At 67.1% G+C, this 25,834-nt stretch carries 22 protein-coding genes; 15 read left to right on the top strand and 7 right to left on the bottom strand.

Annotated features, from left to right (window positions below; translation table 11 throughout):
- The 3 genes from CAL29_RS07655 to CAL29_RS07645 are packed head-to-tail and all read right to left on the bottom strand — an operon-like array spanning position 1 to position 2,636.
- A complete protein-coding gene (locus CAL29_RS07655) occupies positions 1-780 on the bottom strand; it encodes a maleate cis-trans isomerase family protein (protein WP_373559721.1) in 780 nt (259 codons plus the stop codon).
- A gap of 14 nt (positions 781-794) precedes the next feature.
- A complete protein-coding gene (locus CAL29_RS07650) occupies positions 795-1,592 on the bottom strand; it encodes an HpcH/HpaI aldolase family protein (RefSeq protein ID WP_094852298.1) in 798 nt (265 codons plus the stop codon).
- A 21-nt stretch (positions 1,593-1,613) separates the two neighbouring features.
- Positions 1,614-2,636, bottom strand: a complete 1,023-nt coding sequence (locus CAL29_RS07645; protein ID WP_094852297.1) for a tripartite tricarboxylate transporter substrate binding protein — start codon at positions 2,634-2,636, stop codon at positions 1,614-1,616.
- A 359-nt stretch (positions 2,637-2,995) separates the two neighbouring features.
- Between CAL29_RS07645 and CAL29_RS07640 the strand changes: the two genes are divergently transcribed.
- The gene (locus CAL29_RS07640) at positions 2,996-3,895 is read left to right on the top strand and encodes a LysR family transcriptional regulator (RefSeq protein ID WP_094852296.1); all 900 of its coding nucleotides are present in this window, start codon (positions 2,996-2,998) and stop codon (positions 3,893-3,895) included.
- A gap of 60 nt (positions 3,896-3,955) precedes the next feature.
- Here the strand turns inward: CAL29_RS07640 and CAL29_RS07635 are convergent, their stop codons facing one another.
- Complete coding sequence (locus CAL29_RS07635; protein WP_094852295.1) at positions 3,956-4,504, bottom strand: GNAT family N-acetyltransferase; 549 nt, start codon at positions 4,502-4,504, stop codon at positions 3,956-3,958.
- Between the two features lie 323 nt (positions 4,505-4,827).
- On the opposite strand from CAL29_RS07635, the gene CAL29_RS07630 reads away from it, so the two are divergent.
- The 11 genes from CAL29_RS07630 (at position 4,828) to modD (ending at position 17,373) form a co-directional block, all read left to right on the top strand.
- The gene (locus CAL29_RS07630) at positions 4,828-5,391 is read left to right on the top strand and encodes a helix-turn-helix domain-containing protein (protein WP_094852294.1); all 564 of its coding nucleotides are present in this window, start codon (positions 4,828-4,830) and stop codon (positions 5,389-5,391) included.
- A gap of 454 nt (positions 5,392-5,845) precedes the next feature.
- The gene (locus CAL29_RS07625) at positions 5,846-8,188 is read left to right on the top strand and encodes a putative bifunctional diguanylate cyclase/phosphodiesterase (protein ID WP_179283940.1); all 2,343 of its coding nucleotides are present in this window, start codon (positions 5,846-5,848) and stop codon (positions 8,186-8,188) included.
- A 143-nt stretch (positions 8,189-8,331) separates the two neighbouring features.
- A complete protein-coding gene (locus tag CAL29_RS07620) occupies positions 8,332-9,891 on the top strand; it encodes an acyl-CoA carboxylase subunit beta (RefSeq protein WP_094852292.1) in 1,560 nt (519 codons plus the stop codon).
- A gap of 55 nt (positions 9,892-9,946) precedes the next feature.
- On the top strand, positions 9,947-10,972 hold the full coding sequence (locus CAL29_RS07615; RefSeq protein WP_094852291.1) for a tripartite tricarboxylate transporter substrate binding protein: 1,026 nt from the start codon (positions 9,947-9,949) through the stop codon (positions 10,970-10,972).
- A gap of 10 nt (positions 10,973-10,982) precedes the next feature.
- On the top strand, positions 10,983-11,804 hold the full coding sequence (locus tag CAL29_RS07610; protein WP_094852290.1) for an IclR family transcriptional regulator: 822 nt from the start codon (positions 10,983-10,985) through the stop codon (positions 11,802-11,804).
- A gap of 11 nt (positions 11,805-11,815) precedes the next feature.
- Positions 11,816-13,030 carry a CaiB/BaiF CoA transferase family protein gene (locus CAL29_RS07605; protein WP_094852289.1) on the top strand — a complete coding sequence of 405 codons (1,215 nt, stop codon included), beginning with the start codon at positions 11,816-11,818 and terminating at the stop codon, positions 13,028-13,030.
- A 6-nt stretch (positions 13,031-13,036) separates the two neighbouring features.
- Positions 13,037-14,383 (top strand): acetyl-CoA carboxylase biotin carboxylase subunit, encoded by a 1,347-nt coding sequence (locus tag CAL29_RS07600; protein WP_094852288.1) that lies wholly within the window; start codon positions 13,037-13,039, stop codon positions 14,381-14,383.
- A 135-nt stretch (positions 14,384-14,518) separates the two neighbouring features.
- A complete protein-coding gene (locus CAL29_RS07595; RefSeq protein WP_094852287.1) occupies positions 14,519-14,737 on the top strand; it encodes an acetyl-CoA carboxylase biotin carboxyl carrier protein subunit in 219 nt (72 codons plus the stop codon).
- A 338-nt stretch (positions 14,738-15,075) separates the two neighbouring features.
- Positions 15,076-15,834, top strand: coding sequence for a molybdate ABC transporter substrate-binding protein (modA, locus tag CAL29_RS07590; protein WP_256977249.1), 759 nt, complete (start codon positions 15,076-15,078; stop codon positions 15,832-15,834).
- A gap of 23 nt (positions 15,835-15,857) precedes the next feature.
- On the top strand, positions 15,858-16,538 hold the full coding sequence (gene modB / locus CAL29_RS07585; protein WP_373559720.1) for a molybdate ABC transporter permease subunit: 681 nt from the start codon (positions 15,858-15,860) through the stop codon (positions 16,536-16,538).
- Complete coding sequence (gene modD / locus CAL29_RS07580; protein WP_094852286.1) at positions 16,516-17,373, top strand: ModD protein; 858 nt, start codon at positions 16,516-16,518, stop codon at positions 17,371-17,373. The genes modB and modD overlap by 23 nt, the downstream gene beginning before the upstream one ends.
- A gap of 40 nt (positions 17,374-17,413) precedes the next feature.
- On the opposite strand, the gene CAL29_RS07575 is transcribed toward modD, so the two are convergent.
- The 3 genes from CAL29_RS07575 to CAL29_RS07565 form a co-directional block, all read right to left on the bottom strand.
- Complete coding sequence (locus tag CAL29_RS07575) at positions 17,414-19,924, bottom strand: TonB-dependent siderophore receptor (RefSeq protein WP_094852780.1); 2,511 nt, start codon at positions 19,922-19,924, stop codon at positions 17,414-17,416.
- Between the two features lie 102 nt (positions 19,925-20,026).
- Complete coding sequence (locus tag CAL29_RS07570) at positions 20,027-21,076, bottom strand: DUF4880 domain-containing protein (RefSeq protein WP_094852285.1); 1,050 nt, start codon at positions 21,074-21,076, stop codon at positions 20,027-20,029.
- Positions 21,077-21,083: 7 nt separating this feature from the next.
- Entirely contained in the window at positions 21,084-21,611 is a 528-nt protein-coding gene (locus tag CAL29_RS07565; protein ID WP_256977248.1) for a sigma-70 family RNA polymerase sigma factor, read from the bottom strand.
- 359 nt (positions 21,612-21,970) lie between these two features.
- On the opposite strand from CAL29_RS07565, the gene CAL29_RS07560 reads away from it, so the two are divergent.
- From CAL29_RS07560 to CAL29_RS07550, 3 genes are read left to right on the top strand one after another with little or no spacing between them, the layout of a single operon-like run.
- Positions 21,971-23,020: an ABC transporter substrate-binding protein gene (locus CAL29_RS07560; RefSeq protein WP_256977247.1), complete on the top strand. Its 1,050-nt coding sequence runs from the start codon at positions 21,971-21,973 to the stop codon at positions 23,018-23,020.
- 55 nt (positions 23,021-23,075) lie between these two features.
- Positions 23,076-24,776 carry an ABC transporter permease subunit gene (locus CAL29_RS07555; RefSeq protein WP_256977246.1) on the top strand — a complete coding sequence of 567 codons (1,701 nt, stop codon included), beginning with the start codon at positions 23,076-23,078 and terminating at the stop codon, positions 24,774-24,776.
- Position 24,777: 1 nt separating this feature from the next.
- Positions 24,778-25,809, top strand: a complete 1,032-nt coding sequence (locus CAL29_RS07550; protein ID WP_094852282.1) for an ABC transporter ATP-binding protein — start codon at positions 24,778-24,780, stop codon at positions 25,807-25,809.
- Positions 25,810-25,834 lie beyond the last annotated feature (25 nt).

Here is a 25,834-nt window from a genome sequence, read left to right as displayed (position 1 = left end):
TCACCCGAGCATGTAGTTCTTGCGGGTGATGGGATCCAGCTTTTCGGACAGCAGCTTGCCGTAGCCCTGCACCGCGTTGGAAAGCCCGAGCAGCCGCAGGCACGCCCACATCGTCGCCTGGTTGCTGGTGATCACCGGCTTGCCCAGTTCGTCCTCGATGCGCTGGATCATGTCTATCGTGGCCAGGTTGGTGCACGACAGGAAAATCGCGTCAGCTTCCGGGCGGTCGATGTCGCGCGCCAACTGATACGCCACTTGCGGCGGCACGCGGCCGATGTCGCGCCGCTCCTCCTGGGTGTGTCCCAGGTCCAGGCCCTGGATGGACACCACCTCGAAGCCATACTGTTCGAGAAACTCGCGCTCGCGGTCATTGACGTATTCGATGTAGGGGGTGCCCACCGCCACCCGCTTCACGCCGAACGCCCGCAACGCGGCCACCACCGCCCCCGCCGTGGCGATGGCGGGCGCGCCCACCCGCTCGCCCATGCCGTCGCACAGTTCGTCCAGGGAGCAGACGATGGAGCCGGAGGTGCAGCCGTAGGCGACGACGTCGACTTCGGCCGTCTTGATCAGGTCCGCGGCCTCCATCACGCCGCGCGCCATGCGGTCGTAGTTCTCCTGCGTGGCGGGGCCGCTGTTGATGGCGCGGCCGGTGTGTATGGTGACCCCCTCCGGGGCCATCCGATAGAACTCGGGCTCGTTGATCGTATTCGTCGAGGGGACGATCAGCCCTATCTTCGCCCGCCAGCCGTAGGGCCGATAGCGCGCGGTGGTCTTCATCTGGGTATTGATGTTCACGATGCCTGCTCCTGTCGGTCGGCGAGGCGCTTCAGGCCGGAAGCCGCCTGGCTGAAAGTGTTGAAAAGACTGTTCACGTCGTTGCTGAACGGCATCCAGCCGATGCCGCGCGCGATCCAGCGCTCCGCGGCCGCCAGGTCCTGGCAACTGAAGCCCCAGGGAACGGCGTGCCTGGTGCACGTCGCGATCACGTGCTCGACCGCCTCCTGGTAGCGGGGGTGCTGCATGTCGCCGGGGACGCCCAGGTCCTGGGTCAGGTCGTCGGGCCCGATCATGATGGCGTCCAGGCCGGGAACCGCGCAGATCCTGTCCAGGTTGTCCAGTCCCACCTGGGTCTCCATCATGGCGATGGTCGCGGTCTGGGCATTCAGTTCGGCGACCTGTTCCAGGGGCGACGACAGCTTCACGTAATCCGTATGCGGGCCGCGCATATTCAGGATGCGCTGGCCGCGCGGACCGTACTTGGTGTAGCCCAGGATCTGTTCCAACTGCTCGGGCGTTTCGATATTCGGCAGCAGCAGTCCCATGGCGCCGGCGTCCAGCGGGCGCGTGTAATCGTGGGAGTCCGATCCCGCGGGACGGACGATGGGCACCAGGCCGGCCTCGCGCGCCACCAGGCACATGGTGGCCACCTGGCTGATGGAGAAGTCGCTGTGCTCCATCTCGATCAGCACGAAGTCCAGGCCCGTCACGGCCAGCAGCTTCATGAACCGGGGGTGGTGCACCATGGTCGCCCATGTCCCGAATACCGGCTTGCCCTGCTTCCATATTTGATACAGCGGATTCTGCTTCACGGTTTCAAGCTCCTTTGGGTTTCAAAGCGTCCAGGGATTGATGGCCCACAGCTCCCGGAGCTGCTTGTCCAGGGCCTTCAGGTTTTCCACGTACTCGTCCCGTTTCATGTAATGCAGCGGCTGGAAGGTGGCCTTGGCCTTTTCCAGGTACGAGGGATCGTGGTTGCACTGGTCGACGGCGTCGGCCAGCCGCGCCATGGCCTCGGCGGGGATGCCGCGCGGCGCGGCCAGCCCGCGCATGCTGCCGGAGGAGACGTCGAGCCCCATCTCCTTGAACGTCGGGACGTCGGGCGCGGCCGGCGACCGTGCCTGGCTCATGACACCGACGATGCGCCACGGATTTCCCTTCGCGAAGGTCATCGCCTCGCCCAGGTTCGCCGTCGTGCTGTCGATGACCTTGCCGAGCAGGGCCACGCTGGCGGGCGACGTGCCCTGGAACGGCACCGGCGTGAGCTTGATGCCGGCGGCGTGCTCCAGGATCAGGGCGGAGATATGCCCGGCCGAACCCACCCCCTGCGTGCCCACCGTCAGGCTGCCCGGATTCTTCTTCGCCGCCTCGATCAGGTCCTGGACCGTCTTGATCGGGCTGTCCGACCGGACGTTGATCGTGGCCGGGTCCTCGACCAGATTGGCGATGAAATCGAAGCTGGCGATGCTGTAGTTGCGCTTGCGCTCGATGGGCAGGCTGACGATGCCGGGCGTATTCACGATGCCTATCGTGTAGCCGTCGGGCGCGGCATGCGCCAGGTAGCCCATCGCGATGTCGCCGGCGGCGCCGGGCTTGTTGAGAACGATGAAATGCGCATTGGGAAGCTTGGTCTCCATGCACATGGCGATCGTCCTGGCCGTCAGGTCGGTGCCGGCGCCGGCCGGGAAAGGCACGATCAGGTTGATGGGTTGTTCCGGATACGCGGCATGGGCCGCCGCGGGAAAAACCAGGGAAAGGAAAATCGAACTGCCCGCGGCGGCGGCAAGCGCAAGCTTCACCGCCCCGCGCCGCTTCCGGGCGTGCGCGCGCCCTTCGCCAGGCGAAGTAATGTCCATCGTTAGCCCCTTGATTTATGTGGTTCCAAGACCGCCGCGACGTTCTATGCGTCGTCAAGCCGGTAGAGAGGATGGTATGTATAAATTCGGCTGGAGAAAAACTGTATTTATTTGTAGAGCTGACAAATAAATTTTGTAAGGCTGCCGGTGTGGCTGGCGTGTCGCCTATATGCCCCCCACGTGTCCCGGTACGCCGGCCTCGCGCCGGGGCCGCGACTAGCGTCCCGTCCGGGTCCCGCCATGCCGGCTGCGCCGCCGCCGGCGCGCGTCCTACAGGCAGCGACATGGGGTAGCCACTCATGGAGAAATTTGTTGAGAGCGGCTATTTTCAGTCCTGGCTCACAAATTTCCCTTGTGAAATGCTCAAGGAACTACGCACCCTTACCGCGGTGGCCCGGCTGGGCAGCGTCACCGCCGCCGCGCGCGAAATCGGACTGACGCAGGCGGCGGCCAGCGCGCAGATCCAACGGCTGGAAGAACACTTGCAGCTACAGCTCTTCGACCGGGTCGGGCGCCACGTGCGGCTGAACGAATCGGGGATCGACGTCGTCTCCCGGGCCGAACACATCCTTCATCTGTGCGCCGAACTGCAGGAGGTCAAGAAGCCCGCCACGCTCAGGGGCCACCTTCGCCTCGGGGCGATACAGAGCATGCAGCGGCAGTACCTGCCCAAGGTCATCGAGGCCTTGATCTCGTCGAACCCGGACATCACCACGCATCTGGAATTGGGCGGCTCGCTGCTGCTGCTCACCGCCGTGGACCAGGGACAACTGGACGCCGCGATGGTGGTCAAGCCCTTTTTCGCCATCCCGCAGGAACTGGAATGGGTGCCGTTGCTGCGCGAGCCTTTCAAGGTCATCTGTCCCATGAAGGCCGCGACGGACGACTGGCGGCAACTACTGACGACGCTGCCCTTCATCCGCTACGACAGCGCCTCCTTCGGCGGACGCGTCGTCGACCGTTTCCTGCAGCAGCATCGCCTGCGTCCGAACTGCCAGATCGAATCGCAGGACGTGGACGCCATCCTGGAAATGGTAGCGTGCGGGATAGGCACGGCCTTGATACCGGTGAAGGACCTGACACGGCACCAGGACAGGCTGCGCGCCATCGACCTGGGGCCCGACCGCTTCTACCGCGAAGTGGGTATCGTCCTGCCCGCCGCGCCCCGCCAGCGCGAACTGGTGCAAACGCTGATCCGCATCACCCGCGCGCACGTCCGGACGTCGCCCTACGCACATCCATTGCTGGAGAGGAATTAGGCGAACGCAGGCGGCAAACGGCGCCACCCGTGCGGCGTGGAGTTTTTTTAAATCTCCGAATCAACCGTCCTGCGGCTGCACGGGCGTTTCCAGATTGAGCTGGTAGAACGCCGCATCCAGCCAGCGTCCGAACTTGAAGCCGACCTGCGCAAAGGTGCCGGCGTGGACGAATCCGAGACTCCTGTGCAAATTGATGCTGGCCGTATTGGAGGCGTCGATGCAGCCGACCAATACGTGCAGTTGCGCCTCCCGCGCGCGCCGGATCAACTCGTTCACCAGGCGCTTGCCCAGCCCCCGCCCACGCTGCCCGGCATGCACGTACACGCTGTGCTCCACCGTATATTTATAGGCGGGAAACGCGCGAAACGTGCCCCAACTGCCGAACCCGAGCAGTTTTCCGGAAGCATCGACCGCCCCGACGACAGGAAATCCGCCTGCCCGCTTGGCGGCGAACCAACTTTCCATCGCCCGCGGCGGCCGAGGCACATAGTCATACAAAGCCGTCGAATTGACGATGGCCTCGTTCAGTATCTCCAGTATGGCCAACGCATGTTCGGCCTCGTTGCAGTCGATCAGGCGTATATCGTCGCTCAATGGGGTCGAGGTCATGAAAGCTCCGGGAGCACGACGAGCTGCGCCTTGGTTGACGCGAGCATCCTCGGGGCAGCTCCTTTTGAAGGATCCAATATTGTGGATAGATTATCCACTATGTTAGACAACCAATCAATTTGGATTTTTCGTCTTTAGATTGGCTGAATACCTCGATCCTCCACCGACAATCCTGACCGGAATAACAGAGAAAGCCCCGTGCGCAAAGGCTGATCTTCGCCAAACTACTGGACCGGAGAGCCTGGCCTACCTGGGATGACGCCGGGCGCCGCGGCCTGCGGCGCCCGGTTGCTGGCGCCCCATCTGTCCACTATAGTGGCACGATGACGAATCAAGACCTGGATCAAAGGATAGGGGCGCGCATACGCACGGAGCGCGAAAGCCGCGGGTGGTCGCTCTCCGAACTGGCGGCGCGCGCTTCGGTTTCCCGGGCGATGATCCATAAGGTCGAGCGCGGCGACAGCAGTCCCACGGCAAATCTTCTCGGAAAGTTATCGGGCGCCTTCGGCTTGAGCATGTCGACCCTTTTGGCTCGCGCCGAGATTACCCAGGGCCGCCTCCTGAAGAAAACCGACCAGCCCGTCTGGATCGACCCGGCGACGGGTTATATACGACGTCACGTTTCGCCGCGATCGGACATTCCTTTCGACGTGGTTCATGTCACCCTCCCCGCCGGGAAAAACGTCGCCATGCCCGCTTCGGCATACGCTTTCCTGCGGCAACTGGTATGGGTATTGGCCGGCGAGCTCGTCTTCGTGGAAGGCCAGACGCGCCACGAGATGCAGGAAGGAGACTGCCTGGAACTCGGCCCGCCGATGGATTGCATTTTCAAGAACGAAAGTGATCGGCCATGCACCTATGCCGTGGTGCTGTTAAAAGTGTCATAGCGTGTCAGCCATAAGTGTCATAACGGCAAGCATGACCCTGTCAATAAAGGCCCGCGGCCCATGGCGTTCGCCGGCCGGATCGAATGGTTTCTGCTCCGCCGCGCGATGAACGCCCGAATCGGCCCCGCGGGATTACCCGCCCCTGGCCGCCGCGCCCCGCAGGACCGCCCTGGCACTGGAGAACAAGGCGCCTCCAGCCCGACAACTTGTATTTGAGGAAAAACAAAATTCAGGCGTAGTATATATAGATACATTGAGTATCTATAAGTGACAGCAGACCCATTTCTCCAGTCAGGCAAGCAATGCAAGGCGGCGTCAATCCGTTTGAGCGCCGGAGATAGACGAGAAAATCCCAAAGGGGAACCGGTAAGGGGTGGGTGCGGAAAAATGGCCGGCATGCTGTCCAGGCCCACCGTGAAATGTCGTAGGCGTCTGGACACACAGGATGGCTTCAATGCCTGTTCGTAATTGGCTCGGCTTCGCGCTACTCCTGATCAAGCTGGTCGTCATCGGCCTGGCGGGGGCGCTCTGTTGGCGCACGGTGGGCCAGATGGGCGAGCTGGACACCAGCATGGCGCGCATCAAGGCCATCAAGGCGCTGGCCAATATCCAGGGATTCATCGCCTCGGAACGCGGGGCCGCCACCCTGGCGCTGGGCGACGCCGCCGAATTGGGCCCGCTGCATAACGTCCGCGTCGAAACCGATGGCGCCATCCTCGCGGCGCAAACCCGCGTGGATGCCCTGGCGTCGATGGACAAGAGCAGCGCCGACCTGGTGACGGGCACCATGGAAGTCGCCCGGAAACTGGCCGCCAGCCGCCGTTACTGCGACGACCAATTGAGGCGATCCAAGACCGAACGCCGCGCGGCGGCGCCGCGCGTGGTCGACCAGATGATAGGCGTCAACGCGGAAATCACCCGCCTGGTTCGCGGCGAGGTCGACCTGTTGTCGGCGGTCGACGGCCCCGCCTATGCGTCGAGCCAGATCGCGGGCCTGGCGGGCAGCCTCCGGACGATCGCGGGCGAGCAGGCAGGCCTGTTGCAGCAACTGGTCGTCGACGCCAGGCCGGTGGGCGCCGCCGACAAGGACGACTTCCTGGTCTACGAAGGCCAGGTGCGGCAGATCTGGGCGGCCATACTCGCCTCGCGCGAGGATTCCCTCACCTCGCCGGCCGTCGTCTCCGCCATCGATAACGCCAGGACCGGCTTCATGGACCGCTACGTCGCCATCAAGCGGGAGCTGATCCCGCATTTCGCCGACGGCGCCTTTCCCTTGAGTGGACGGGAATACCGGGCGCGGACGCAGGCCACTTACCAGCCCATCATCGCGCTGCGCGACGCCGCCTACGACGCGGCGCTGGCGAGCATACGCCTGGCCCACGACAAGGTCCGGACCTGGATCATCGCCTCGGTCATCGCGACGATATTGACCTTGATCGCGCTGCGCGTCATCTTCGTCCGGGTCAACCGGAGGCTGGCCGGCCTGGCCATGCACGATACGCTGATCGGCCTGCCGAACCGCCTGCTGCTGGAAGGCAGGTTGAAGCAGACCATGGAAAGGGCGAAACGCAACGGCGATCACTTTGCCTTGATGTTTCTCGACCTCGACGACTTCAAGGCGGTGAACGACGCCCGCGGCCACCATGCCGGGGACCAACTGCTGATCGCCATCGCCCGCCGCATCAGCGACTCGGTGCGGCGCCAGGATACCGTCGCCCGCGTCGGCGGCGACGAGTTCGTTCTCGTCGTCGAGATCCGCGAACCCCAGGACGCCGCGATCGTCGCCCATAAACTGATACACGCGATCGACCAGCCCATCGAGATCGCCGACCATGAACTGCGCGTCACGGCCAGCATCGGAATCTCGATCTACCCGAGCAACGGCACGACGCGGCACGCGCTGATGACCAGCGCCGACACCGCGATGTACCACGCCAAGCAGCAAGGGAAGAACAATTACCGCTTCTACGACGCCACGATGAATGCGGACGTGCAGGACCAGCTCGCCATGGTCGAGGAACTGCACGTGGCCCTGGACCGGCGCGAGTTCGAACTGCATTACCAGCCCCAGTTCCTCGCCTCCGCCGGCGCCGTCGTCGGCGCCGAAGCGCTGCTGCGCTGGCGCCATCCGGAGCGGGGTTTCGTGCCGCCGGAGGTATTCATCCCCCTGGCCGAGAAGTCCGGCCTGATGGTGCCGATCGGCACGTGGGTACTGGACGAGGCCTGCCGGCAAGCGGCCCGCTGGCACGCGCTGGGCCACGGGGAATGCACCGTCGCCGTCAACGTGTCGCCGCTGCAGTTCTTTCATGCCGGGCTGGTCGATGCCGTGCGGGACGCCCTGCGGCGCCATGCCTTGCGGCCGGGCAGCCTCACCCTGGAAGTGACGGAAGCCACCGCGATGCGCGACGCGGAGGCCAGCGCCGCGATCCTGAATCGCCTCGCCGGGATGGACGTGAATATTTCCATCGATCATTTCGGCGCCGGCCACGCCAGCCTGGCCTACCTGAAGCGGATTTGCGCCGCCGAGCTGAAAATCGACCCCGCCCTGGTGGCGGCGCTGGCGCAAGACCCGGCGGACACCACCGTGCTCGAGGCCATCATCGCGCTGGGCAAAGTGATGCGCATGAACGTGGTGGCGGAAGGGGTGGAGACGCCCATGCAACAGGCGATCCTGGCCGGGCTCGGCTGCCAGGTGCTGCAAGGCCGTTTCCTGGGCGAGCCCCTGCCCGGCGAATTGTTCTATGCGGTCGCGGGGAATGTGGAGGCGTCGCAGAACATCGGCCTGGAGCTGCAATAGCCGCCGGCAGAAGAAATGACCTCGGGCGACCGCTGCCCTCCCCGCCCATGCTGCGCCGCATTATTTCGAATGCCGGAATTTGAGCGATTTTCGCGACCCGGATTTGCCGTCCCTCGCATAATGCCTGGAAACAGGAGCGAGACATGGCATGGGAGCAGGCGTACGAAGAACTGGCGCTGAGACGCGAACAGGCGCGCGGCATGGGCGGCCCGGAAGGCGTGGACAAACAGCACGCGCGCGGCAAGCTCACGGTCCGGGAACGGATCGACGCCCTGCTCGACCCGGGCACGTTTCGCGAGTTCGGCACCCTGGCCGGCAAGGCGAAATACACCGCCGACGGCGACCTGGTCCGGCTCCAGCCGTCCAACTCGGTCATCGGCAACGGCCGGATCGACGGCGGCAAGGTGATGGTGGCGGGCGACGACTACACCATCGCCGCCGGCTCGAGCGAATCCGCCGTGGCCGACAAGTGGGTATATGCGGAACGCATGGCCCATCAACTGCACATGCCGCTGGTCAGGCTGGTCGACACCGCCGGCGGCAGCGTGCGCCTGCTGGAGCAGCAGCAGGCGACCAAGATCCCCGGCTATTCCACCTGGCCGGTCATTCCCCTGCTGAGCACCGTGCCCGTCGTCGGCGTGGCGCTGGGCGCGTGCGCGGGACTGGGCGCGGTCAAGGTCTCGGCCTCGCATTTCTCGGTGATGGTCGACGGCATCAGCCAGATCTTCGCGGCCGGGCCGCCGGTCGTGCGCCAGGGTTTGAGCATGACGCTGCACAAGGACGAACTCGGCGGCGCCAGGATCGCCGCGCGAGGCGGCACCGTGTCCAACGTGGCCAAGACCGAGCAGGAAGCCTTCCAGCAGATCCGGCGCTTCCTGTCCTTCCTGCCGCGCAACGTGTGGCGCGTGCCCCCGGTCATCGCCTGCGACGACGACCCCGCGCGCGCCGACGTCCAGTTGAACGAGGCCATCCCGGAGAACCGCCGCAAGCCCTACGCGGTGCGCGAGATTCTCAAGCGGGTGTTCGACCACGGCGACCTGTTCGAAATGGCGCGCGCCTACGGCGGCTCGACCCTGACCTGCTTCGCCCGGCTCAACGGCTATCCGGTGGGCGTGATGGCCAACGATCCCATGATCTCGGGCGGCGCCATGACGCACCAGTCGGCGGCGAAGATGGAGCGCTTCGTCGACCTGTGCGATACCTTCCACCTGCCCATCGTCAACTTCGTCGACCAGCCCGGACTGATGATCGGCCCGGACGCCGAGGCCGCCGGCACCGTGCCGCTGGTCTACCGCGCCGCGGGCGCCATCGAACAGGCCGCGGTGCCCTGGGTCTCCATCGTCATCCGCCGCGCCTTCGGCGTCGGCGGCGGCCTGCACGGCCCGAAATACGGCGAGACCGGGCAAAGCCTGAATCACCGCTTCGCCTGGCCTTCCGCGCAATGGGGCTCCATCCCCATCGAGGGCGGCGTCGCCGCCGCCTACCGGCGCGAGATCGAGGCCGCGCCCGATCCGGACGCGCGCCGCGAGGAACTGGAAGCCTATTACCGCAAGCTCGCCTCGCCATTCCGAACCGCCGAGAAGTTCGGCATCGTGGACATCATCCAGCCTTCCGAAACCCGCGCCCTGCTATGCGATTGGGTCGAGGACGCCTACGAGGTCGCGTCCACGCAACTGGGTCCGCGCGCGCGCCCGATGCGCTAGCGCCCGCGCAACTACAACGATCCGGCAAGCCGGACACCTTTCCGCGGAGACAAGCATGAGGGTCAGCACTATCGAGAAGAGGCGGCGCACGGGGCCGCGGATGTCCATGGCCGCCTGCCTGCTGGCGGCCGGCCTGTGGGGCGCGGCGACCTGCGCGGCGGCCCCGCCGGCCAAGCCCTGGAAGCCGGACCACGCCGAATACATCGTGCCGGCCGGCCCGGGCGCCGCCCTGGACCTGGCCGCGCGCAAGCTCGTGCAGATGATGGAACAGAAGGGCCTGGTCGAGAACATGATCGTCAGCAACCGCCCGGGCGGCAACACCGCGATCGCGCTGAACGTGCTGGACCAGAAACAGGGCGACGGCAACTACCTGATGACCTTGACCAGCTCCCTGATCAACGACCAGATCATCGGATCGCTGAACAAGAAGTACACGGACTACACGCCCATCGCGAACCTGCTCGACGAGAACGTCGCGGTGGTGGTGCGCGCCGATTCGCCCTGGCACACGGCCATGGACCTGGTCAACGCCCTGAAGAAGAACCCGGGCCAGGCCAACATCGCCATCGCGACGTCGATCGGCAACCATATCCACGTCGGCATCGCCCGGCCCCTGAAGGCGGCGGGCGTGGACGTCACGAAACTGACGATCGTGCCCTTCAAATCATCGGCCGACTCCATGACCGCGCTGCTGGGCGGCCACGTCAACATCGTCGCGGCGACCACGCCGAACCTGCTGGCGCCCATGCAGACCGGCAAGATCCGCGTGCTCGCCATCGCCGCGCCCGAGCGCCTGCAAGGGCCGTTGTCCGGCATTCCCACCTGGAAGGAACAGGGCGTGAACGTCGTCTCGGTGTCGTCGCAAGGCGTGATCGGCCCCAAGGGCATGACGCCCGAACAGGTCGCCTTCTGGGACCACGCGATCCGCACGGTCACGTCCACGCCCGAATGGCAGGCCTTTCTCGCGCACAATCAATGGCGCAGCCATTACCTGGACGCCGCGGGCGAAGCCGCGTACCTGGACGAGCAATTCGCCGCCACCCGCAGCGTATTGACCGACCTCGGCTTGGCCAAAAAATAGCGCGACAACCATGGTCAACAAACGCCGCGACCTGGACTACCGCCGCCGCAGCCTGGAAGAGGAAAGCGGCGACGCCCAGTTCGCCTCGACCCTGGCGCGCGGACTGGCGCTGCTGCGCTGCTTCGACGCCGGCGAACCGCTGCTGGGCAACCAGGAGCTGGTCGAACGCTCCGGCCTCTCCAAGGCCACGGTGTCGCGCCTGACCTATACCCTGGTGCGGCTGGGCTACCTGAACTACCACGCGGACCATTCCCGTTATTCCCTGGGATCCGCCGTGCTGGTCACCGCCTATCCGCTGCTGGCCAATATGCGCGTGCGCCGCTACGCCCGGCCCCTGATGCAGGAGATGGCCAACCAGGTGCAAGGCGTGGTGTCGCTCGGCATCCGGCACGGCATGGCCATGCTCTATGTCGAAAGCTGCGCCAGCGACGTGTCGGGCAGCCCCGTCATCGTCGGCCTGGGCTCCCGCGTCCCGCTGGCGCGCACCGCCATGGGCCGCGCCTACCTGGCCGCCCTGCCCGAGGCCGAGCGCGCGGACGTGTTGCAGCAGATCAAGGCGCGCGACCCGCAGGGCTGGAACGCGACGCGCGAACGCATCCGCCAGGCCCTGGTGCGCTATGGGCGCGATGGATTCTGCCTGTCCGACGAGGACCTGACCCAGGATTCGCGCGCCGTGGGCGTGGCCCTGCAACGCGGCGAAGGCGAGGTGCAGATGGCCTTCAACTGCGGCATCCCGACCTTCCGGCTGGCGCCGCGCCAACTCGAACTGGACATCGGGCCGCGCCTGCGCGGCCTGGTCCGGCACGTCGAAACGATTATGCGTAGCCTATGAGAAACGACACCATGAACCCACCCGCCGCGGGACCGCTGGCCGACCTGAAAGTCATCGAGATCTGCTCGACCATCGCGGGCCCCGCGTGCGCGCGCCTGTTCGCCGACTTCGGCGCGGAGGTCATCAAGATCGAGCCCGCGCAGGGCGACGGCATCCGCCAGATGGGCAAGCACGTGGGCGACGTTTCGCTCTACGCCGCCACCATCCTGCGCGGCAAGCAATCCATCGCGCTGGACCTGAAATCCCCGGAAGGCCTGGCCATCGCCAAGGAATTGATCAAGGGCGCCGACATCCTGGTGGAGAACAACCGGCCCGGCGTCATGGAACGGCTGGGCCTGGGCTACGACGTGCTCTCGGCCGACAACCCGGGGCTGGTGATGGTGCGCATCAGCGGCTACGGCCAGGACGGGCCCTATGCGGACCGGCCCGGCTACGGCGCGATCTGCGAGGCCGTGGGCGGCGTGCGCCACATGACGGGCGACCCCGACCGGCCGCCGGCCCGCGTGGCCCTGGCGACCACCGATTACCTGACGGCGGTGTACGCCGCCTTCGGCGCCATGATGTGCATCCACGAGCGCAACCGCTCGGGACGGGGCCAGGTGATCGACGCGGCGCTGTACGAAACGGCGTTCAGCCAGATGGAGCCCTATGTTCCCGCCTTCCAGCAACTGGGCTTCGTTCCCAGGCGCGTGGGCCCGAACCTGCCCACGATGGCGCCCAACAGCCTGTACCCCACGGCCGACGGCCAGTGGATCCTGATCGCCGCGAACAGCAACATCATCTACGAACGGCTGGTCCGCCTGATGGCGCAGCCCGAGCTGCTGACCGATCCCCGCTTCGCGACCATCCGGGCGCGCGGCCAGGCCGACAACATGAAGGCGATCGACGCCATCATCGGTGCCTGGACCTCGAAATACCAAAGCCTGGAGCTCGAACGCATGCTGGTCGAGCAATCGATCCCCGCGGCGCGCATCTACTCCATCGCGGACATCTACGCGGACCCGCACTTCGCCGCCCGCCACATGCTGGTGGACGTGCCGCATCCCGCGCTCGGGCAGGTCAAGCAGGCCGGCATCGTTCCCAAGCTGTCCCGCACGCCCGGCGCCATCCGCCATACCGGACCGGACATCGGCGCCGACACCGAACGCATCCTGCGCGGGCTCGGCATGGACGACGCCCGCATCGAAGCGCTGAAACGCAGCGGCGCGATCCCCGTGGAGAAATGACCGGCAATGACGTTGAACAAGATCCTGATCGCCAACCGGGGGGCCATCGCCGCCCGCGTGCTGCGCGCCGCGCAAGCCATGGGGCTGCGCACCGTCTGCGTGTATTCGGAAGCGGATCGCGGCCTGCCCTATCTGGACCAGGCCGACGAGACGTACTGCATCGGCGAAAGCGCGCCGGCCGCCAGCTACCTGAACCAGGCCGCGTTGATGAAGGCGTTGCGCGAAAGCGCGGCCGATGCCGTCCATCCGGGCTATGGCTTTCTTTCCGAGAACGCCGAGTTCGCGCAGGCGGTGCAGGACGCCGGCGCATGCTTCATCGGCCCGTCGCCGCGCTGGCTGGCGGCCATGGGACACAAGACCCGCGCCCGCGCGCTGATGGCCTCGCACGGCATGCCCATGGGCGCCGCCAGCCCGGTGTTGACGGGCACGCCGGCCGAACAGTTGCGGGCCGTCGAGGCGGTCGGCTTTCCGGTGCTGATCAAGCCGGCGGGCGGCGGCGGCGGCATCGGCATGATCCCCGTGACCGAGGCGGCCGCATTGCCGGCCGCGCTGGAACGCGCGGCGTCGCTGTCCGCGCGCAGCTTCGGCAAGGCGGAGCTGTACGCGGAAAAACTCGTCTCGCGGCCGCGCCATATCGAATTCCAGATACTGGCCGACCGCCATGGCGCCGTCCAGCACGTCTTCGAACGGGATTGCTCCATCCAGCGGCGCCACCAGAAGGTGATCGAGGAATCGCCGGCGCCGGGCATCGCGCGCGATGCCATCGACGCGCTCGGCCGGCGCATTGCCGCCATCCTGGCGGAGCTGGGCTACGACGTGATCGGCACCGTGGAAATGCTCCATGGCGACGGCGCCTTCAACTTCCTGGAAATGAATACCCGGCTGCAGGTCGAGCACGCGGTGACCGAGATGGCCTGCGGCATCGACCTGGTCCAGGCGCAGATCCGGCTGGCCGCCGGCGACCGCTTGCAGGACGTGCTGCCGCGGGCGCCGGCGCCGCGCGGCCACGCCATCGAGGCGCGCGTGTACGCGGAGGACCCCGTGCGATTCTTCCCCTCGCCCGGCACGCTGGCGCGCTTCGAGCCGCCGCATGGCGAAGGCGTCAGGGTGGAGACCGGCTACGCCGCGGGCAATGCCGTCACGCCTTTCTACGACCCGCTGCTGGCCAAGGTCATCGCCCACGGGGCGGATCGCGGCGAGGCGATCGGACGCTTGCGCGCCGCCTTGTCGGGTTTCGAGATCGCGGGCGTCAAGAACAATATCCCGTTCATCCTGGCCGTGCTGGACAGCCCGGCCTTCCTGGCCGGCGACGTGCATACGGGCCTGGGGGCGGAGGTGCTGGCGCGGAAATGAGCGCGCCGGGCCGCCCCAAGCGCGAATCCTCCCTCGGGGAGGCGGTCGCGCAGCGACAGGAGGGTCGTCCAGTGAGCGCTTGGACCTGCGGCGTTTGCCTATTCCCTCATCCATCCCGACCACAGGAGCACCTCCATGAGCAGCACCCGCATCGAAGCCGTCACCACGGGCAAGGTATGGAAGATCGAAGTCCAGCCCGGCTCGCCCGTCCAGGCGGACGACGTCGTCATGATCCTGGAATCCATGAAGATGGAAATTCCCGTGCAGGCGCCGGCCGCCGGCGTCATCGCCAGGATCCTGGTGCAGGAAGGGGATCTCGTCGAGGAAGGCCAGGCCGTCGCCGAACTGGAGTGAGGCGGCCGAAGCCGAGTGTTATATTCGCACGGATATAACGCCCCATGGCCGGGGACATACAGCGGCGCGGAATGCCAGCGTCACACCCGGCCATCGCCGCCGCCCGATGCCGGGCGTCTCGCCGCCTGCCAGGATCCTGAATGCTGAATAACGTCATGCGCGATGTTCGCCCCGCCGCTTCGTCCCGGCGCCTGGCGCGCCTTTTGCCGCCGGGCCGCTCCCAAGGCAAAAAAGCCCCCTCGGGGGGCAGCAAGCGGCGTAGCCGCGCGGCGTGGGGGCCTTTTTTGCCGCCGGGCCGCCCCAAGGCAAAAACGCCCCCTTGGGGGGCAGCAAGCGGCGTGAGCCGCGCGGCGTGGGGGCATTTTCTACCGCGCCGCCGCTTCGCCGGCGGCCTGCTGGTCCTGGCCGCGCTGCTGGCCGGCGCGCCCGTGCAGGCGGCCGACGGCGTGCTCATCGCCGCCATGGGCGGCTACCGCAAGCCGGTGCTGGAGCTGGTGGCGGCCTTCCACAAGGAAACCGGCCTGGAGGCCCAGGCGGCGTTCGGCCACATCAAGCAGATCGAGACCCAGGCCAGGCAGAACCCGGACGTCGCTTTCCTGATCGGCGACCGGAACCTGCTGGAACCGACCGGCCTGTTCAGCCGCTTCGACCGCATCGGCACGGGACGCCTGGTGCTGGTGGCGAGCAAGGGCAAACCGCTGGCCGGCGTCGACGACCTGAAGGGCCCGGCCTTTGCCCGCATCGCGCTGCCCCACCGCGTGCGCACCGTCTTCGGCGCGGCGGCCGATGCCTGCATGAAGCACCTGGGGCTCGACGGCGCGCTGGCGCCGAAGCTGCTGGAGGTCGACAGCGTGCCCCAGGTCGGCGGCTACATCGCCTCGGGCGAAGTCGATGCCGGCTTCGTCAACAAGACCGAGGCGCTGGCCATCGCCGACCGCGCCGGCCCGTCCCTGGAAATGCCCCAGTCGTGCTACGCCCCCATCGAACTGGCGCTCGGCACGGTCAAGGGGCACACGCTCACCGCCGCGGAAAGCCGCTTCGAACAATTCCTGCAAGGCGATGTCGCCCGCGGCATCATGGACGCCAACGGACTCTAGACTTCCCCTTGCTGCCGGATCTGCTGCCGAAAACCTGCGCCTGGTCCTCGATCCCGCTGACCCTGCGGATCATGGGCTGGAGCGTGCTGCTGCAACTGGCGATCGGCCTGCCGCTGGCCTGGCTGCTGGCCCGGCGCGCGTTTCCGGGCAAGTCCCTGCTCGACGCGCTGGTGACACTGCCGCTGGTCTTTCCGCCCATCGTCATCGGCTATGCGCTGTTGCTGCTGCTGGGCCGCGAGGGCTGGCTGTTGCGCTGGCTGCCGCCGGACTGGCGGCCCGACCTGGTGTTCAGCGAAACCGGCCTGGTGATCGCCGCCGTGGTGGCCGGCCTGCCGTTGATGGTCAAGCCCTCCCAGGCCGCTTTCGCCGAGGTCGACGAAGCGCTGCGCGAGGTGGCGCTGTCCCTGGGCGCGCGGCCCTGGCGGGTGATCCTGCGGATCGAATTGCCGCTGGCCCGGCGCGGCATCCTGGCCGGCCTGATGCTGGCCGCCGGCCGCGCCATGGGCGAAGTCGGCATCTCGCTGATGCTGGGCGGCAACATCAGCGGCCGCACCGAAACCTTGTCGCTGGCCGTGTACAACCACGTGCTGGGCGCCGAGACGGATTGCGCGAACGCGCTGTCGCTGGTGCTGGTCGGGCTGGCGGCCCTGGCTTTTTTTCAACTTCGACGACTGGAACGCCATGAATACCGTATTCATCGATGACGCGACGATCGACCGCTGGATTGCCGAAGACGCCCCGCTGCTGGACCTGACCACGCATCTGCTCGCGGTCGGCGACCGGCCGGCGGCGATGCAATGGGTGCTGCGCGGCGGCGGCGTGGTGGCCTGCAGCGAAGAGGCCGCGCGCATCGCGCAACGCTGCGGCGCGACGGTGACCGGCCTGGTCGCCTCGGGCCAGCGGGCCGCGCCCGGCGGCACGGTCGTGTCCGCGCAAGGACCCGCCGAAGCCTTGCTGCGCGCCTGGAAAGTAGCGCAGAACCTGCTCGAGCACGCCTGCGGCATCGCCGCGGCCACCGATGCCATGGTCGCCGCGGTGCGCGCCGCCGCGCCCAAGGTGGCGGTGCTGACCACCCGCAAGCACGCGCCGGGCGTCAAGGCGATCACCTTGAAGTCGACGCTGGCCGGCGGCGCCTTCCCCCATCGGCTGGGCGTGGGCGAAACCGTGCTGGTGTTCGGCCAGCACCGGGCCTTGATCGGCGACTGGCCGGCCGTCGCCGAGCGGCTGCAAGCCCTCGGGCATGCCGTGGCCGAGAAGAAGATCGTCATCGAGGCCGAGTCGCTGGAGGAAGCGCTGGCGGCCGTCGATGCGGGCGCCGACGTCGTGCAGTTCGACAAGGTCTCGCCGGACGACTTGCGCGCCTGGTGCCCCCGACTGCGCGAACGCGCGCCGGGCATCGGCTTGCTCGCCGCGGGAGGGATACGCAAGGACAACGCGGTGGCCTACGCCACCAGCGGCGTCGACGCGCTGGTGACCAGCAGCCTGCACTATGCGCCGCCGGCCGACGTCGGCGTGCGCATCGCCCCGCTGGCGGCGTAGGCCGGCGCGCCGACATCCGCCGTGTCTACATCCGCCGCGCCTACATCCTTACATTCACCGACAACATGACGTTGCGCGGGTCTCCGTAGTAGTTGCTGATGCCCGTCGCATCCACCTTCTTGTAGTAGACCTTGTCGAAAATGTTGTTGACGTTCAATTGCACGCGCACGTGCTTGTTGATGTCGTACGCGGCCATGGCGTTGTAGATGGCGTAGCCGCCCTGCTTCGCGGTAACGCCGCCGCCCGTGGCGTAGGTGCTGCTCTGCGCCTGGACGCCCCCGCCCAGGGTCAGGCCATGCAAGGCTCCCGGCAGGCGATAGGTGGTGAAAACGCGCACGAGGTGGCGCGGGTCCAGCGAGCGTATCGGCAGGCCCACGTTGCTGGCCGTGGAGTCCTTCAGGTACTTGGTGCGCGTGTTGGTGTAGCCGGCCATGATCTGCCAGTCGGGCGTCAACTCGCCCGACACTTCCAGCTCCCAGCCGCGGCTGCGCGTCTTGCCGCCGTCCACCTTGCAATAGCCCGTCGGATAGTTGGGCAGGCAGGGATTCGGGCTGCTGGCGTCGTCCATCGCCTTGCCCTTGTTGGTGATCTGGAACAGCGACAGCGCGGTGTTCAGGCGGCCGCCGAAGAACTCGCCCTTGATGCCGGCTTCGTAGTCGTCGCCCCGGATCGGGTCCAGCAGATTGCCGCCGCTGTCGTAGGCCTGCTGGGGCTGGAAGATCTGGCTGTAGCTGCCGTAGACGCTGAAGGTGTCGTTCAGGTCGTAGACGACGCCGCCATAGGGCGTGATCTCGTGGTTCACGCGGTACTTGGCGGTGCCCTGCAAGACTTCGTAGTCGTACCAGGTGCCGCGCGCGCCGAGCATCACGGTCAAGGGATCGGCGATGGAAAAACGGCCCAAGGCGTACAGCGCCTGCTGCTTGACGACGTTGTTGCTGGCCTCGTAATAGCTGCCGCCGGCGTAGCTGCTGGGTTCGGGATAGGTGCGGTACGAATCCCAGTCGCGGATGTCGATGTTGTTCAGGGGACCGTAGCTGGCGTAGCCGCTGGAGGCGGTGGTGCGCACGTAGCTGCTTTCCGCGCCGACGGTCAGGTGGTGCTTGCGGCCGAAGGCTTCGAAGGGACCGTTGGCGGTCAGGACGAAGGCGTTCTGGTCGCTGGCGCTGTTGGGATAATCCGACGTCACCACGTTGAACAGGTAGGGATTGGTCTTGCTGGCGCGGGAAATATAGGTCTGCGTGAAACCGCCGTCGAAGTAGCGGAAACGCGTGTTCATGGCCGTGGCCTTGATTTGCCATTCGTTGTCGAACATGTGCTCGACGCTGAGCATGGCCTGCTCGTTCCAGCGATTCCAGTGGTTCCAGTCGCTGCCCAGGTAGGTGCTGCGTCCCAGGTCCAGGGCCGAGCCGTCGAAGTTGCGCGGCAGGCCGCCCCAGGCGCCGGTGGCCTTCAACTGGCTGTGCTCGAAGGAGGCCGTGACGGTGGTGCGGTCGGTGATATCGGCCTGCAGCACGCCGTAGAAGACGCGGCGGTGCTCGTCGCGCGCGTCCTGGAAGAAGTCCTTGTCGTCGGTGACGGCGACGATGCGGCCGCGCAGCGTCTGGCTGTCATTGAACGAGCCCGAGATGTCCGCCTCGGCGCGGCGGCGGTCCCAGGATCCCAACGTGCCGGTGACGCTGGCCTGGAAGTCGCGGGTGGGCAGCTTGCGCACCAGGTTGACCGTGGCCGACGGGTTGCCCGAGCCACGCAGGATGCCCGCCGACCCGCGCAGGATTTCGATGCGGTCCAGCACGGCGGTGTCGGGCTGGACGAAGGTCGAGCCGCTCTGGTACATGTTGATGCCGTCGACCTGCAACGAGTCGATCTGGTAGCCGCGCGAATAGTAGTTCACCCGTTCGCTGTCGGTGTAGTCGACCGTCACGCCCGGCACGTTCTGCAGCACGTCGTGCAGGTCGGGCAGCATGCGGTCGTTCAGCAACTGGCGCGACACGATGGTCACCGGCTGCGGCGTTTCGCGCACCGATTGCTGGCCCTTGAATATCGTGGTGGCCGACCCGCCATAGGCGCCGGAGTGCTCGGTCGTGGCGCGGTCGGCGCTGCCCGTGACGCTCACCGTGGCCATCGTCACGCTCGCTCCCGCGTCGGCCGCGCCACGGTCCGCCGCCGGCGCGGGTTCCAGCACGTAGGCGCCGTTGGCCCTGCGGTGCGCCTGCCAGCGGCTGCCGGCCAGTGCCTGGCGCAGTCCGCCGTCGACGTCGAAGCTGCCTTGCACGCCGCGCGAGGTCTCGCCCTGCAAGGCGTTGGCGTCGAAGGTCAGCGCGATGCCCGCCTGGCCGGCGAACTGATTGACGACGTCGGCCAGTGGGCCGGCGGGGATGCGATATTGCCGCGTGGAAGCGGCGGCGGGCGCCTCGGCGGTCTGGGCCGCCGCCGGCAGGGCCTGCAACGCCCAGAGCGCGCCCAGAATCAGGACCAGCCGTTTCGGCGGAAGCCAGGAAGAAGACGGCGGCGGGGCCGCCTTGCGCGGCAGCGGGAAGGTGCGAAAAGGCATCATCGGGTCCGAATGGGAAGTGAAGGTATTCGGACGTAGGCCGGACGAAGCGCATCGAATCGGCAGGCAGATTCGCAACCAATTGAAACATCGCGTCGGCGGTCAGGCGGCGCGCTTTTCGATCCAGGTCACGTAGCGCGTGAGACGGCGTATCCGGACGGGGTAGCTGTTCTCCAGCGCGTCCAGCGCGAGATCCGTCCGCGACAGGGGAAAGGTGCCGGACACGGGCAGCGCGGCCAGGGCGTCGTCCAGGAACAGGGCGCCGCGCCGATAGGCGCGCAGCTTGTGCACGAAGTCGCCCAGCGGCATGTTGACCGCCATGAGCGAACCCGTGTGCCATGCGGCGAACATCCTGTTCGGGCGGGCCTCGTCCAGGCGGACCCCGGCGGCGGAGAACGCCGCGCGAAAGCCTGCCCGGACCTCGTCCGCCGCCGCGCCCGCGGCGCGCGGCATGACCCGCACGTCGTCGCGGTTGACGTGCACCAGGCTGAAGTCGTCGCGCAGGCTGACGGTAAACTCGGCGCCCGTGGTGGACACCGTCCCGTGCCGGGTCTCGACGATGAGCGAGCGGGCCGTTGCCGGGAGCGCCCCGGCCGCGCCGGCGGCCACGGACGGCGCCGCATCCCCGCCTTCCAGGCCTGCCCCGGCGCTTGCCCGCGGCGAAGCGCTCAAATAGACGCGCCCGCGGCGCAGGACGATGCGGTCCGCATGGGCGGTGGAAACCACGTCCACCGCGCTGTCGGTATCCAGCACGGCCTGGACGTCGCCTGCCAGGGAGAATGCGGAAATCTGGCCCACCGCCGTCTTGATGGCCGCGTTCCACGCCTTCCATTCCTCGGGCAGTTCCGGCAGCAGCATGCCAAGCGGAAGGGCGACCGCCCCCATCAGGGCCCAACGCAGCGCATTGCGGCGTTTCGCGTCCGCCCCCTGCAAGGCCGGCAGGGCGATCTCGCGCGGGACCTCGACGAAGCAACGCCGCACGGCCTCGACCTTGGCCCATGCCTGCCGGTTTTCAGGACTATGGGACAGCCACCGCTCCCAGGCCTCGTGCACCGAGGCCTGGACGCCGGGCTCCATCAGGCGCGCGAACCAGCGGGCGGCCTCTTCGGTGGCCTGGCGCTGCCGCGGGGTCAGGGATCGGGACGGCTCCATGCGGCGTTCAATCCATGATGAGGCAGCAGCGGGCCATCGCCTTGGCCATGTACTCGCCCACCGTGCGCACCGACACGCCCAGGCGTTCGGCGATGACGGGATAGGCGGCGCCGTCGAACATGGCCATCAGGAACGCCTTCTTCACCTTGGCGCCCAGGCCGTCCAGCATCTTGTCCAGCTTGAACAGGCGTTCCCTGACCAGGGCCTGGGCTTCCAGCGAGGGCTGGTGCTCCACCGGCATGGCCTGCAGGACTTGCAGATAAGCCTGTTCCAGCGCCCGGCGGCGCCAGAGGTCGACGACCAGGCCACGCGCCACCGTCGCCAGGTAGGCGCGCGGTTCGCCGATATTGGCCGCGACGCTGGATTGCAGCACCCGGATGAATGTCTCCTGCGCCAGATCGGCCGCATCGTGATGATCCGCGCCCCGGCGCCTCAACCATCCCGTCAGCCAGGAATGGTGGGTTCGGTACAAGGTCGAGAAGCTATGGTCCGGGTCCGCATAGCGGGGCTCCCAGGCCATCGAAGGCAAGGTCATGATGCAGGCCGATTTGGATCTAATTGAGAACTAATATTATTCTCATCGACCATAATCTTCAATTTGAAATGGCATTCTGTAACCGCGACTGTGGCGGAAAGGCCGCTTGCCGCGGTCCGGCTACGCCCCCGCGCGCCGTGCCCCGCTTCAGGGCAGACGCCACGGTTTGGTGCATCGAGCGATGCATCGCGTAGTGCGTCGCCACCGTCGTGCGCCAAACCGCGCCGGGAAAAAACCGTCTTCGATGCTTGGCATGCCATTGGCATGCCTTTTGCATGCCATGGACTCGCCGAGGCGCCATGCCCGGCATCGGGGGCCGATTCCCCGTCGCGGTTTTCTTCTCGAACGGAGTCCAAGCAATGAATCTCAAATGGAAGCGCCTCACATCCGCCGCCGCCATCGCCCTGACGATGGCCACCGGCGCGGCGCACGCGGCCGAACTCAATTTCGCGAGCTGGGGCGGCAACTACCAAGGCGCGATCCGCGAGGCGTGGCTCAAGCCCTTCTCCAAGGAAACGGGCATCACCGTCAATGAGGACACCGATCCGCAAGTGGCCAAGATCCGCGCCATGATCGACACCAAGTCGGTTTCCTGGGACGTGGTCACGGAAAACAGCGCGCGCCTGACGCGCGGCATCAAGCTCGGCGTCTTCGAGAAGATCACGCCCGACATGGTCCCGCAGGATCACGTGATTCCCAGCGCGCGCAACGACTACGGCGTGCCTTCGGAAATCTTCTCGACCAACATCGGCTTCTCCACCCAGGCCTTCCCGGCCGGCAAGCCCCAGCCCAGCACCTTCGCGGATTTCTGGGACGTGAAGAAATTCCCCGGCAAGCGCACCTTGCAGGACGACCCGGCCACGGTGATCGAGGCCGCCCTGATCGCCGACGGCGTCGCGCCGGCCGACGTCTACAAGGTGCTGGCCACGCCCGCCGGCCTGGACCGCGCGTTCAAGAAGATCGAGGAAATCAAGCCCTACGTGGCGCGCTGGTGGAAGAGCGGCGCGGAGCCGGTCAACGCGCTGGCCAGCGGCGAAGTCGTGATGGCGCTGGGCTGGAACGGCCGCTTCCAGGCCGGCATCGACTCGGGCCTGCCCATCGCCATGGGCTGGGGCGACAGCATCGCGCAGGTCGGCTACTTCGCCATCGTCAAGGGCGCGCCGCACCGCGCCGAGGCCATCAAGCTGCTGAACTTCATGACCCAGCCCAAGAACCAGGCCGAGTTCAGCAAGTACATCGCCTACGGCCCGACCACCGAGCAGGCCCTGCCCCTGATCGACGCCAAGCGCCTGGAGCGCCTGCCCTCGACTACCGAGCGCCTGAAGCACAGCATCTTCCTGAACTCGGAATTCTGGGACGCCAACGGCCCCGCCATCACCGAGCGCTACAACCAGGTTCGCGCCCGCTGATCCGCCTCTCCCTCTTGCCAGCCGCCGGCGCGCCGGCGCTCCCCCCGCCATGACCATGAGCACCGACGCCCTTCCCTTGCCCGTGGCCGGCGCGCGCCAGGCCGCCGCGCGCCGCCGCGGCCGGGTCGCCGCACTGGCCGCCCTGCCCCTGCTGCTGTTCCTGCTGCTGTTCTTCGCCGGCCCCATCGCGGGCCTGCTCAGCAACGGCTTCCGGGGCGAACACGGCGGCCTGTCGCTGGAGCATTACCGCCACCTGCTGGAAACGCCCATCTACCGCATCGTGCTGGGCAACACCTTCACCATCGCCGCGGCGGTCACCGTGTCCTGCGTGGTGCTGAGCTATCCGCTGGCCTACCTGATGGCCACGGTGCCGCCTACCGTGGCGCGCGTGCTGTTCTTCGCCGTGCTGCTGCCGTTCTGGTCCAGCGCCCTGGTGCGCACCTCGGCCTGGATCGCCCTGCTCGGCAAGAACGGGCCGCTCAATGCCCTGCTGACCACGGTGGGCATCATCGACCAGCCCATGGCCTTCCTGTACAACTTCACCGGCGTCATGATAGGCATGACCCACGTGCTCATGCCCTTCGTGGTGCTGCCGCTCTATGCGTCGTTCCGTTCGCTGGACGGCAATCTGGTGCAGGCCGCGCAAAGCCTGGGCGCGGGCTCGGCGGGCATCTTCAGCCGCGTCGTCCTGCCCCTGACCTGCCCCGGCGCGGTGGCCGGCGGCATCATCGTCTTCATGAACGCGGTGGGCTACTACATCACGCCGTCGCTGATGGGCGGCCCGGGCCAGCGCATGGCCGCCGAACTCATCTCGCACAACATCACCGAAGAACTGAACTGGGGCCTGGCCGCGGCGCTGGCGGGCGTGCTGCTGGCGACGGTATTGCTGTCGCTCTGGATCTTCAACCGCCTCTTCGGCCTGAACAACCTGATCAGCGCGAGTTCCGGCAAGGGCAGCAACCAGACCGGCTACCGGCGCACGCCCGGCGGCCGCGTGGCCGCCCTGCTCGGCGTCGCCTGCGCCATCTTCCTGCTGCTGCCCATCGTGGTGGTGATCCCGATGAGCTTCGGCACCACGGATTTCCCGATATTCCCGCCGCCCCACTACGGCCTGCGCTGGTATGAAAACTTCTTCGCCGACGGCAAGTGGCTGGCGGCGCTGGCCTCCAGCACGCGCATCGCGGTCGCCGTCACGCTGCTGGCCACCGCGCTGGGCACCGCCGCCGCGCTGGGCGTGAGCCGCCTGGGCCAGCGCCGGCAGGGCTGGCTGGACGCCTTCTTCATCGTGCCCATGTCGGTGCCCGCCATCGTCACCGCCGTGGCGCTCTACTACCTCTTCGCGCCCATGGGCTGGGTGGCCAACTCCGCGGCGGTGGTCCTGGGCCACACGGTCCTGGCCGCGCCCTACGTCTACATCACCATGCGCGCCGCGCTGCGCAGCCTGGATCCCAGCCTGGAACTGGCCGCGCTGGGCATGGGCGCCTCCTGGCCGACGATGTTCCGTCTGGTCATGCTGCCCGCGCTGCTTCCCAGCCTGGTCGGCGGCGCCGTGTTCGCCTTCGTGAGCTCCTTCGACGACGTCGTGATGGCGCTCTTCCTGACCACGATACGCAACCGCACCCTGCCCAAGCTCATGTTCGAGGGCCTGGCCAACGACTTCGATCCCACCGTCATCTCGGCCTCCTGCCTGCTGGTCGGGGCGACGGCGCTGATACTGCTCGCCAACCTGCTGCTGCGCAGGAAGAAGGAACACTGACATGCACAACGCCTATGAAATCCGCCCGCCACGACCGCCGGAACGCCAGGGCAAAGAACTGGCGCTGACGGGCATACACAAACGCTACGGCAATGCCGTGGCGCTGCCGGAGGTCGACCTCACGGTGGCGCGCGGCGAATTCTGCACGCTGCTCGGCGCCTCCGGCTCCGGCAAGACCACCTTGCTCAAGATCATCGCCGGCTTCGAATCGCCCGATGCCGGCGCGGTGCAGATCGGCGGGCGCGACGTCACGCACATGCCCATCTCGGAGCGCAACATCGGGATGGTGTTCCAGAACTACGCCCTGTTTCCGCACATGAGCGTGTTCGAGAACGTGGCCTTCGCGCTGCGCATGCGGCGCCTGAACGCCGACGACATCCGCCGGCGCGTGCTGGAGGCGCTCGACCTGGTGAGCCTGACCGCCTTGCAGGACCGCAAGCCCGGCGCGCTGTCCGGCGGCCAGCAGCAGCGCGTCGCGCTGGCGCGCGCCCTGGTCTTCACGCCCGACATCCTGCTCATGGACGAACCGCTGGGGGCGCTGGACAAGAACCTGCGCCAGGCCATCCAGTTGCAATTGCGCCGCCTGCACCAGGACCTGGGCCTGACCGTCGTCTTCGTCACGCACGACCAGGAAGAAGCCATGAACCTGTCGGACCGCATCGTGATCCTGGAGCAGGGCCGCATCGTCGAGGCCGGCACGCCCGAAACGCTGTACCGGCGCCCCGCCAGCGCCTTCGTCGCCGGCTTTCTCGGCGAATGCAATTTCCTTCCCGGCAACGGCAACGTGCTGGGCGTGCGGCCGGAGCACCTGCGCGTGAGCAGCCAGTTGGCGGGCGACGACCTGCGCCATGAAGGCACCGTGGTCGCGTCGACCTTCTGCGGGCTGCACTGGAAGATCTTCATCGAGGCATACGAAAAAGTCATCCTGGCCTATGCGCCGCTGGATATCCAGGCCGCCGACCGCACCCCGGGCCGGCAGGTGACGTGGGGCTTTCGCGCCCGCGACGCCATGCCATTCGCGGAGGCGGCCTGACGATGCGCCCGCGCCGCATCGCGCG

The organism is Bordetella genomosp. 10 (genome assembly GCF_002261225.1).
Classification (GTDB): Bacteria; Pseudomonadota; Gammaproteobacteria; order Burkholderiales; family Burkholderiaceae_B; genus Bordetella_C.
The sequence above is the reverse complement of the archived record's forward strand: the minus strand, read 5'-3'. Positions and strand labels throughout refer to the sequence as shown.

Excerpts from the sequence above, each read along its gene's own strand:
- modD (WP_094852286.1), top strand. The coding sequence starts at position 16,516 with ATGAATACCGTATTCATCGATGACGCGACGATCGACCGCTGGATTGCC.
- CAL29_RS07610 (WP_094852290.1), top strand. The coding sequence starts at position 10,983 with ATGGTCAACAAACGCCGCGACCTGGACTACCGCCGCCGCAGCCTGGAA.
- CAL29_RS07630 (WP_094852294.1), top strand. The coding sequence starts at position 4,828 with ATGACGAATCAAGACCTGGATCAAAGGATAGGGGCGCGCATACGCACG.
- CAL29_RS07575 (WP_094852780.1), bottom strand. The coding sequence starts at position 19,924 with ATGCCTTTTCGCACCTTCCCGCTGCCGCGCAAGGCGGCCCCGCCGCCG.
- CAL29_RS07655 (WP_373559721.1), bottom strand. The coding sequence starts at position 780 with ATGAAGACCACCGCGCGCTATCGGCCCTACGGCTGGCGGGCGAAGATA.
- CAL29_RS07565 (WP_256977248.1), bottom strand. The coding sequence starts at position 21,611 with ATGACCTTGCCTTCGATGGCCTGGGAGCCCCGCTATGCGGACCCGGAC.
- CAL29_RS07560 (WP_256977247.1), top strand. The coding sequence starts at position 21,971 with ATGAATCTCAAATGGAAGCGCCTCACATCCGCCGCCGCCATCGCCCTG.
- CAL29_RS07570 (WP_094852285.1), bottom strand. The coding sequence starts at position 21,076 with ATGGAGCCGTCCCGATCCCTGACCCCGCGGCAGCGCCAGGCCACCGAA.
- CAL29_RS07555 (WP_256977246.1), top strand. The coding sequence starts at position 23,076 with ATGAGCACCGACGCCCTTCCCTTGCCCGTGGCCGGCGCGCGCCAGGCC.
- CAL29_RS07605 (WP_094852289.1), top strand. The coding sequence starts at position 11,816 with ATGAACCCACCCGCCGCGGGACCGCTGGCCGACCTGAAAGTCATCGAG.
- CAL29_RS07615 (WP_094852291.1), top strand. The coding sequence starts at position 9,947 with ATGAGGGTCAGCACTATCGAGAAGAGGCGGCGCACGGGGCCGCGGATG.
- CAL29_RS07550 (WP_094852282.1), top strand. The coding sequence starts at position 24,778 with ATGCACAACGCCTATGAAATCCGCCCGCCACGACCGCCGGAACGCCAG.
- CAL29_RS07595 (WP_094852287.1), top strand. The coding sequence starts at position 14,519 with ATGAGCAGCACCCGCATCGAAGCCGTCACCACGGGCAAGGTATGGAAG.
- CAL29_RS07620 (WP_094852292.1), top strand. The coding sequence starts at position 8,332 with ATGGCATGGGAGCAGGCGTACGAAGAACTGGCGCTGAGACGCGAACAG.
- CAL29_RS07635 (WP_094852295.1), bottom strand. The coding sequence starts at position 4,504 with ATGACCTCGACCCCATTGAGCGACGATATACGCCTGATCGACTGCAAC.
- CAL29_RS07600 (WP_094852288.1), top strand. The coding sequence starts at position 13,037 with ATGACGTTGAACAAGATCCTGATCGCCAACCGGGGGGCCATCGCCGCC.
- CAL29_RS07625 (WP_179283940.1), top strand. The coding sequence starts at position 5,846 with ATGCCTGTTCGTAATTGGCTCGGCTTCGCGCTACTCCTGATCAAGCTG.
- CAL29_RS07645 (WP_094852297.1), bottom strand. The coding sequence starts at position 2,636 with ATGGACATTACTTCGCCTGGCGAAGGGCGCGCGCACGCCCGGAAGCGG.
- CAL29_RS07640 (WP_094852296.1), top strand. The coding sequence starts at position 2,996 with ATGCTCAAGGAACTACGCACCCTTACCGCGGTGGCCCGGCTGGGCAGC.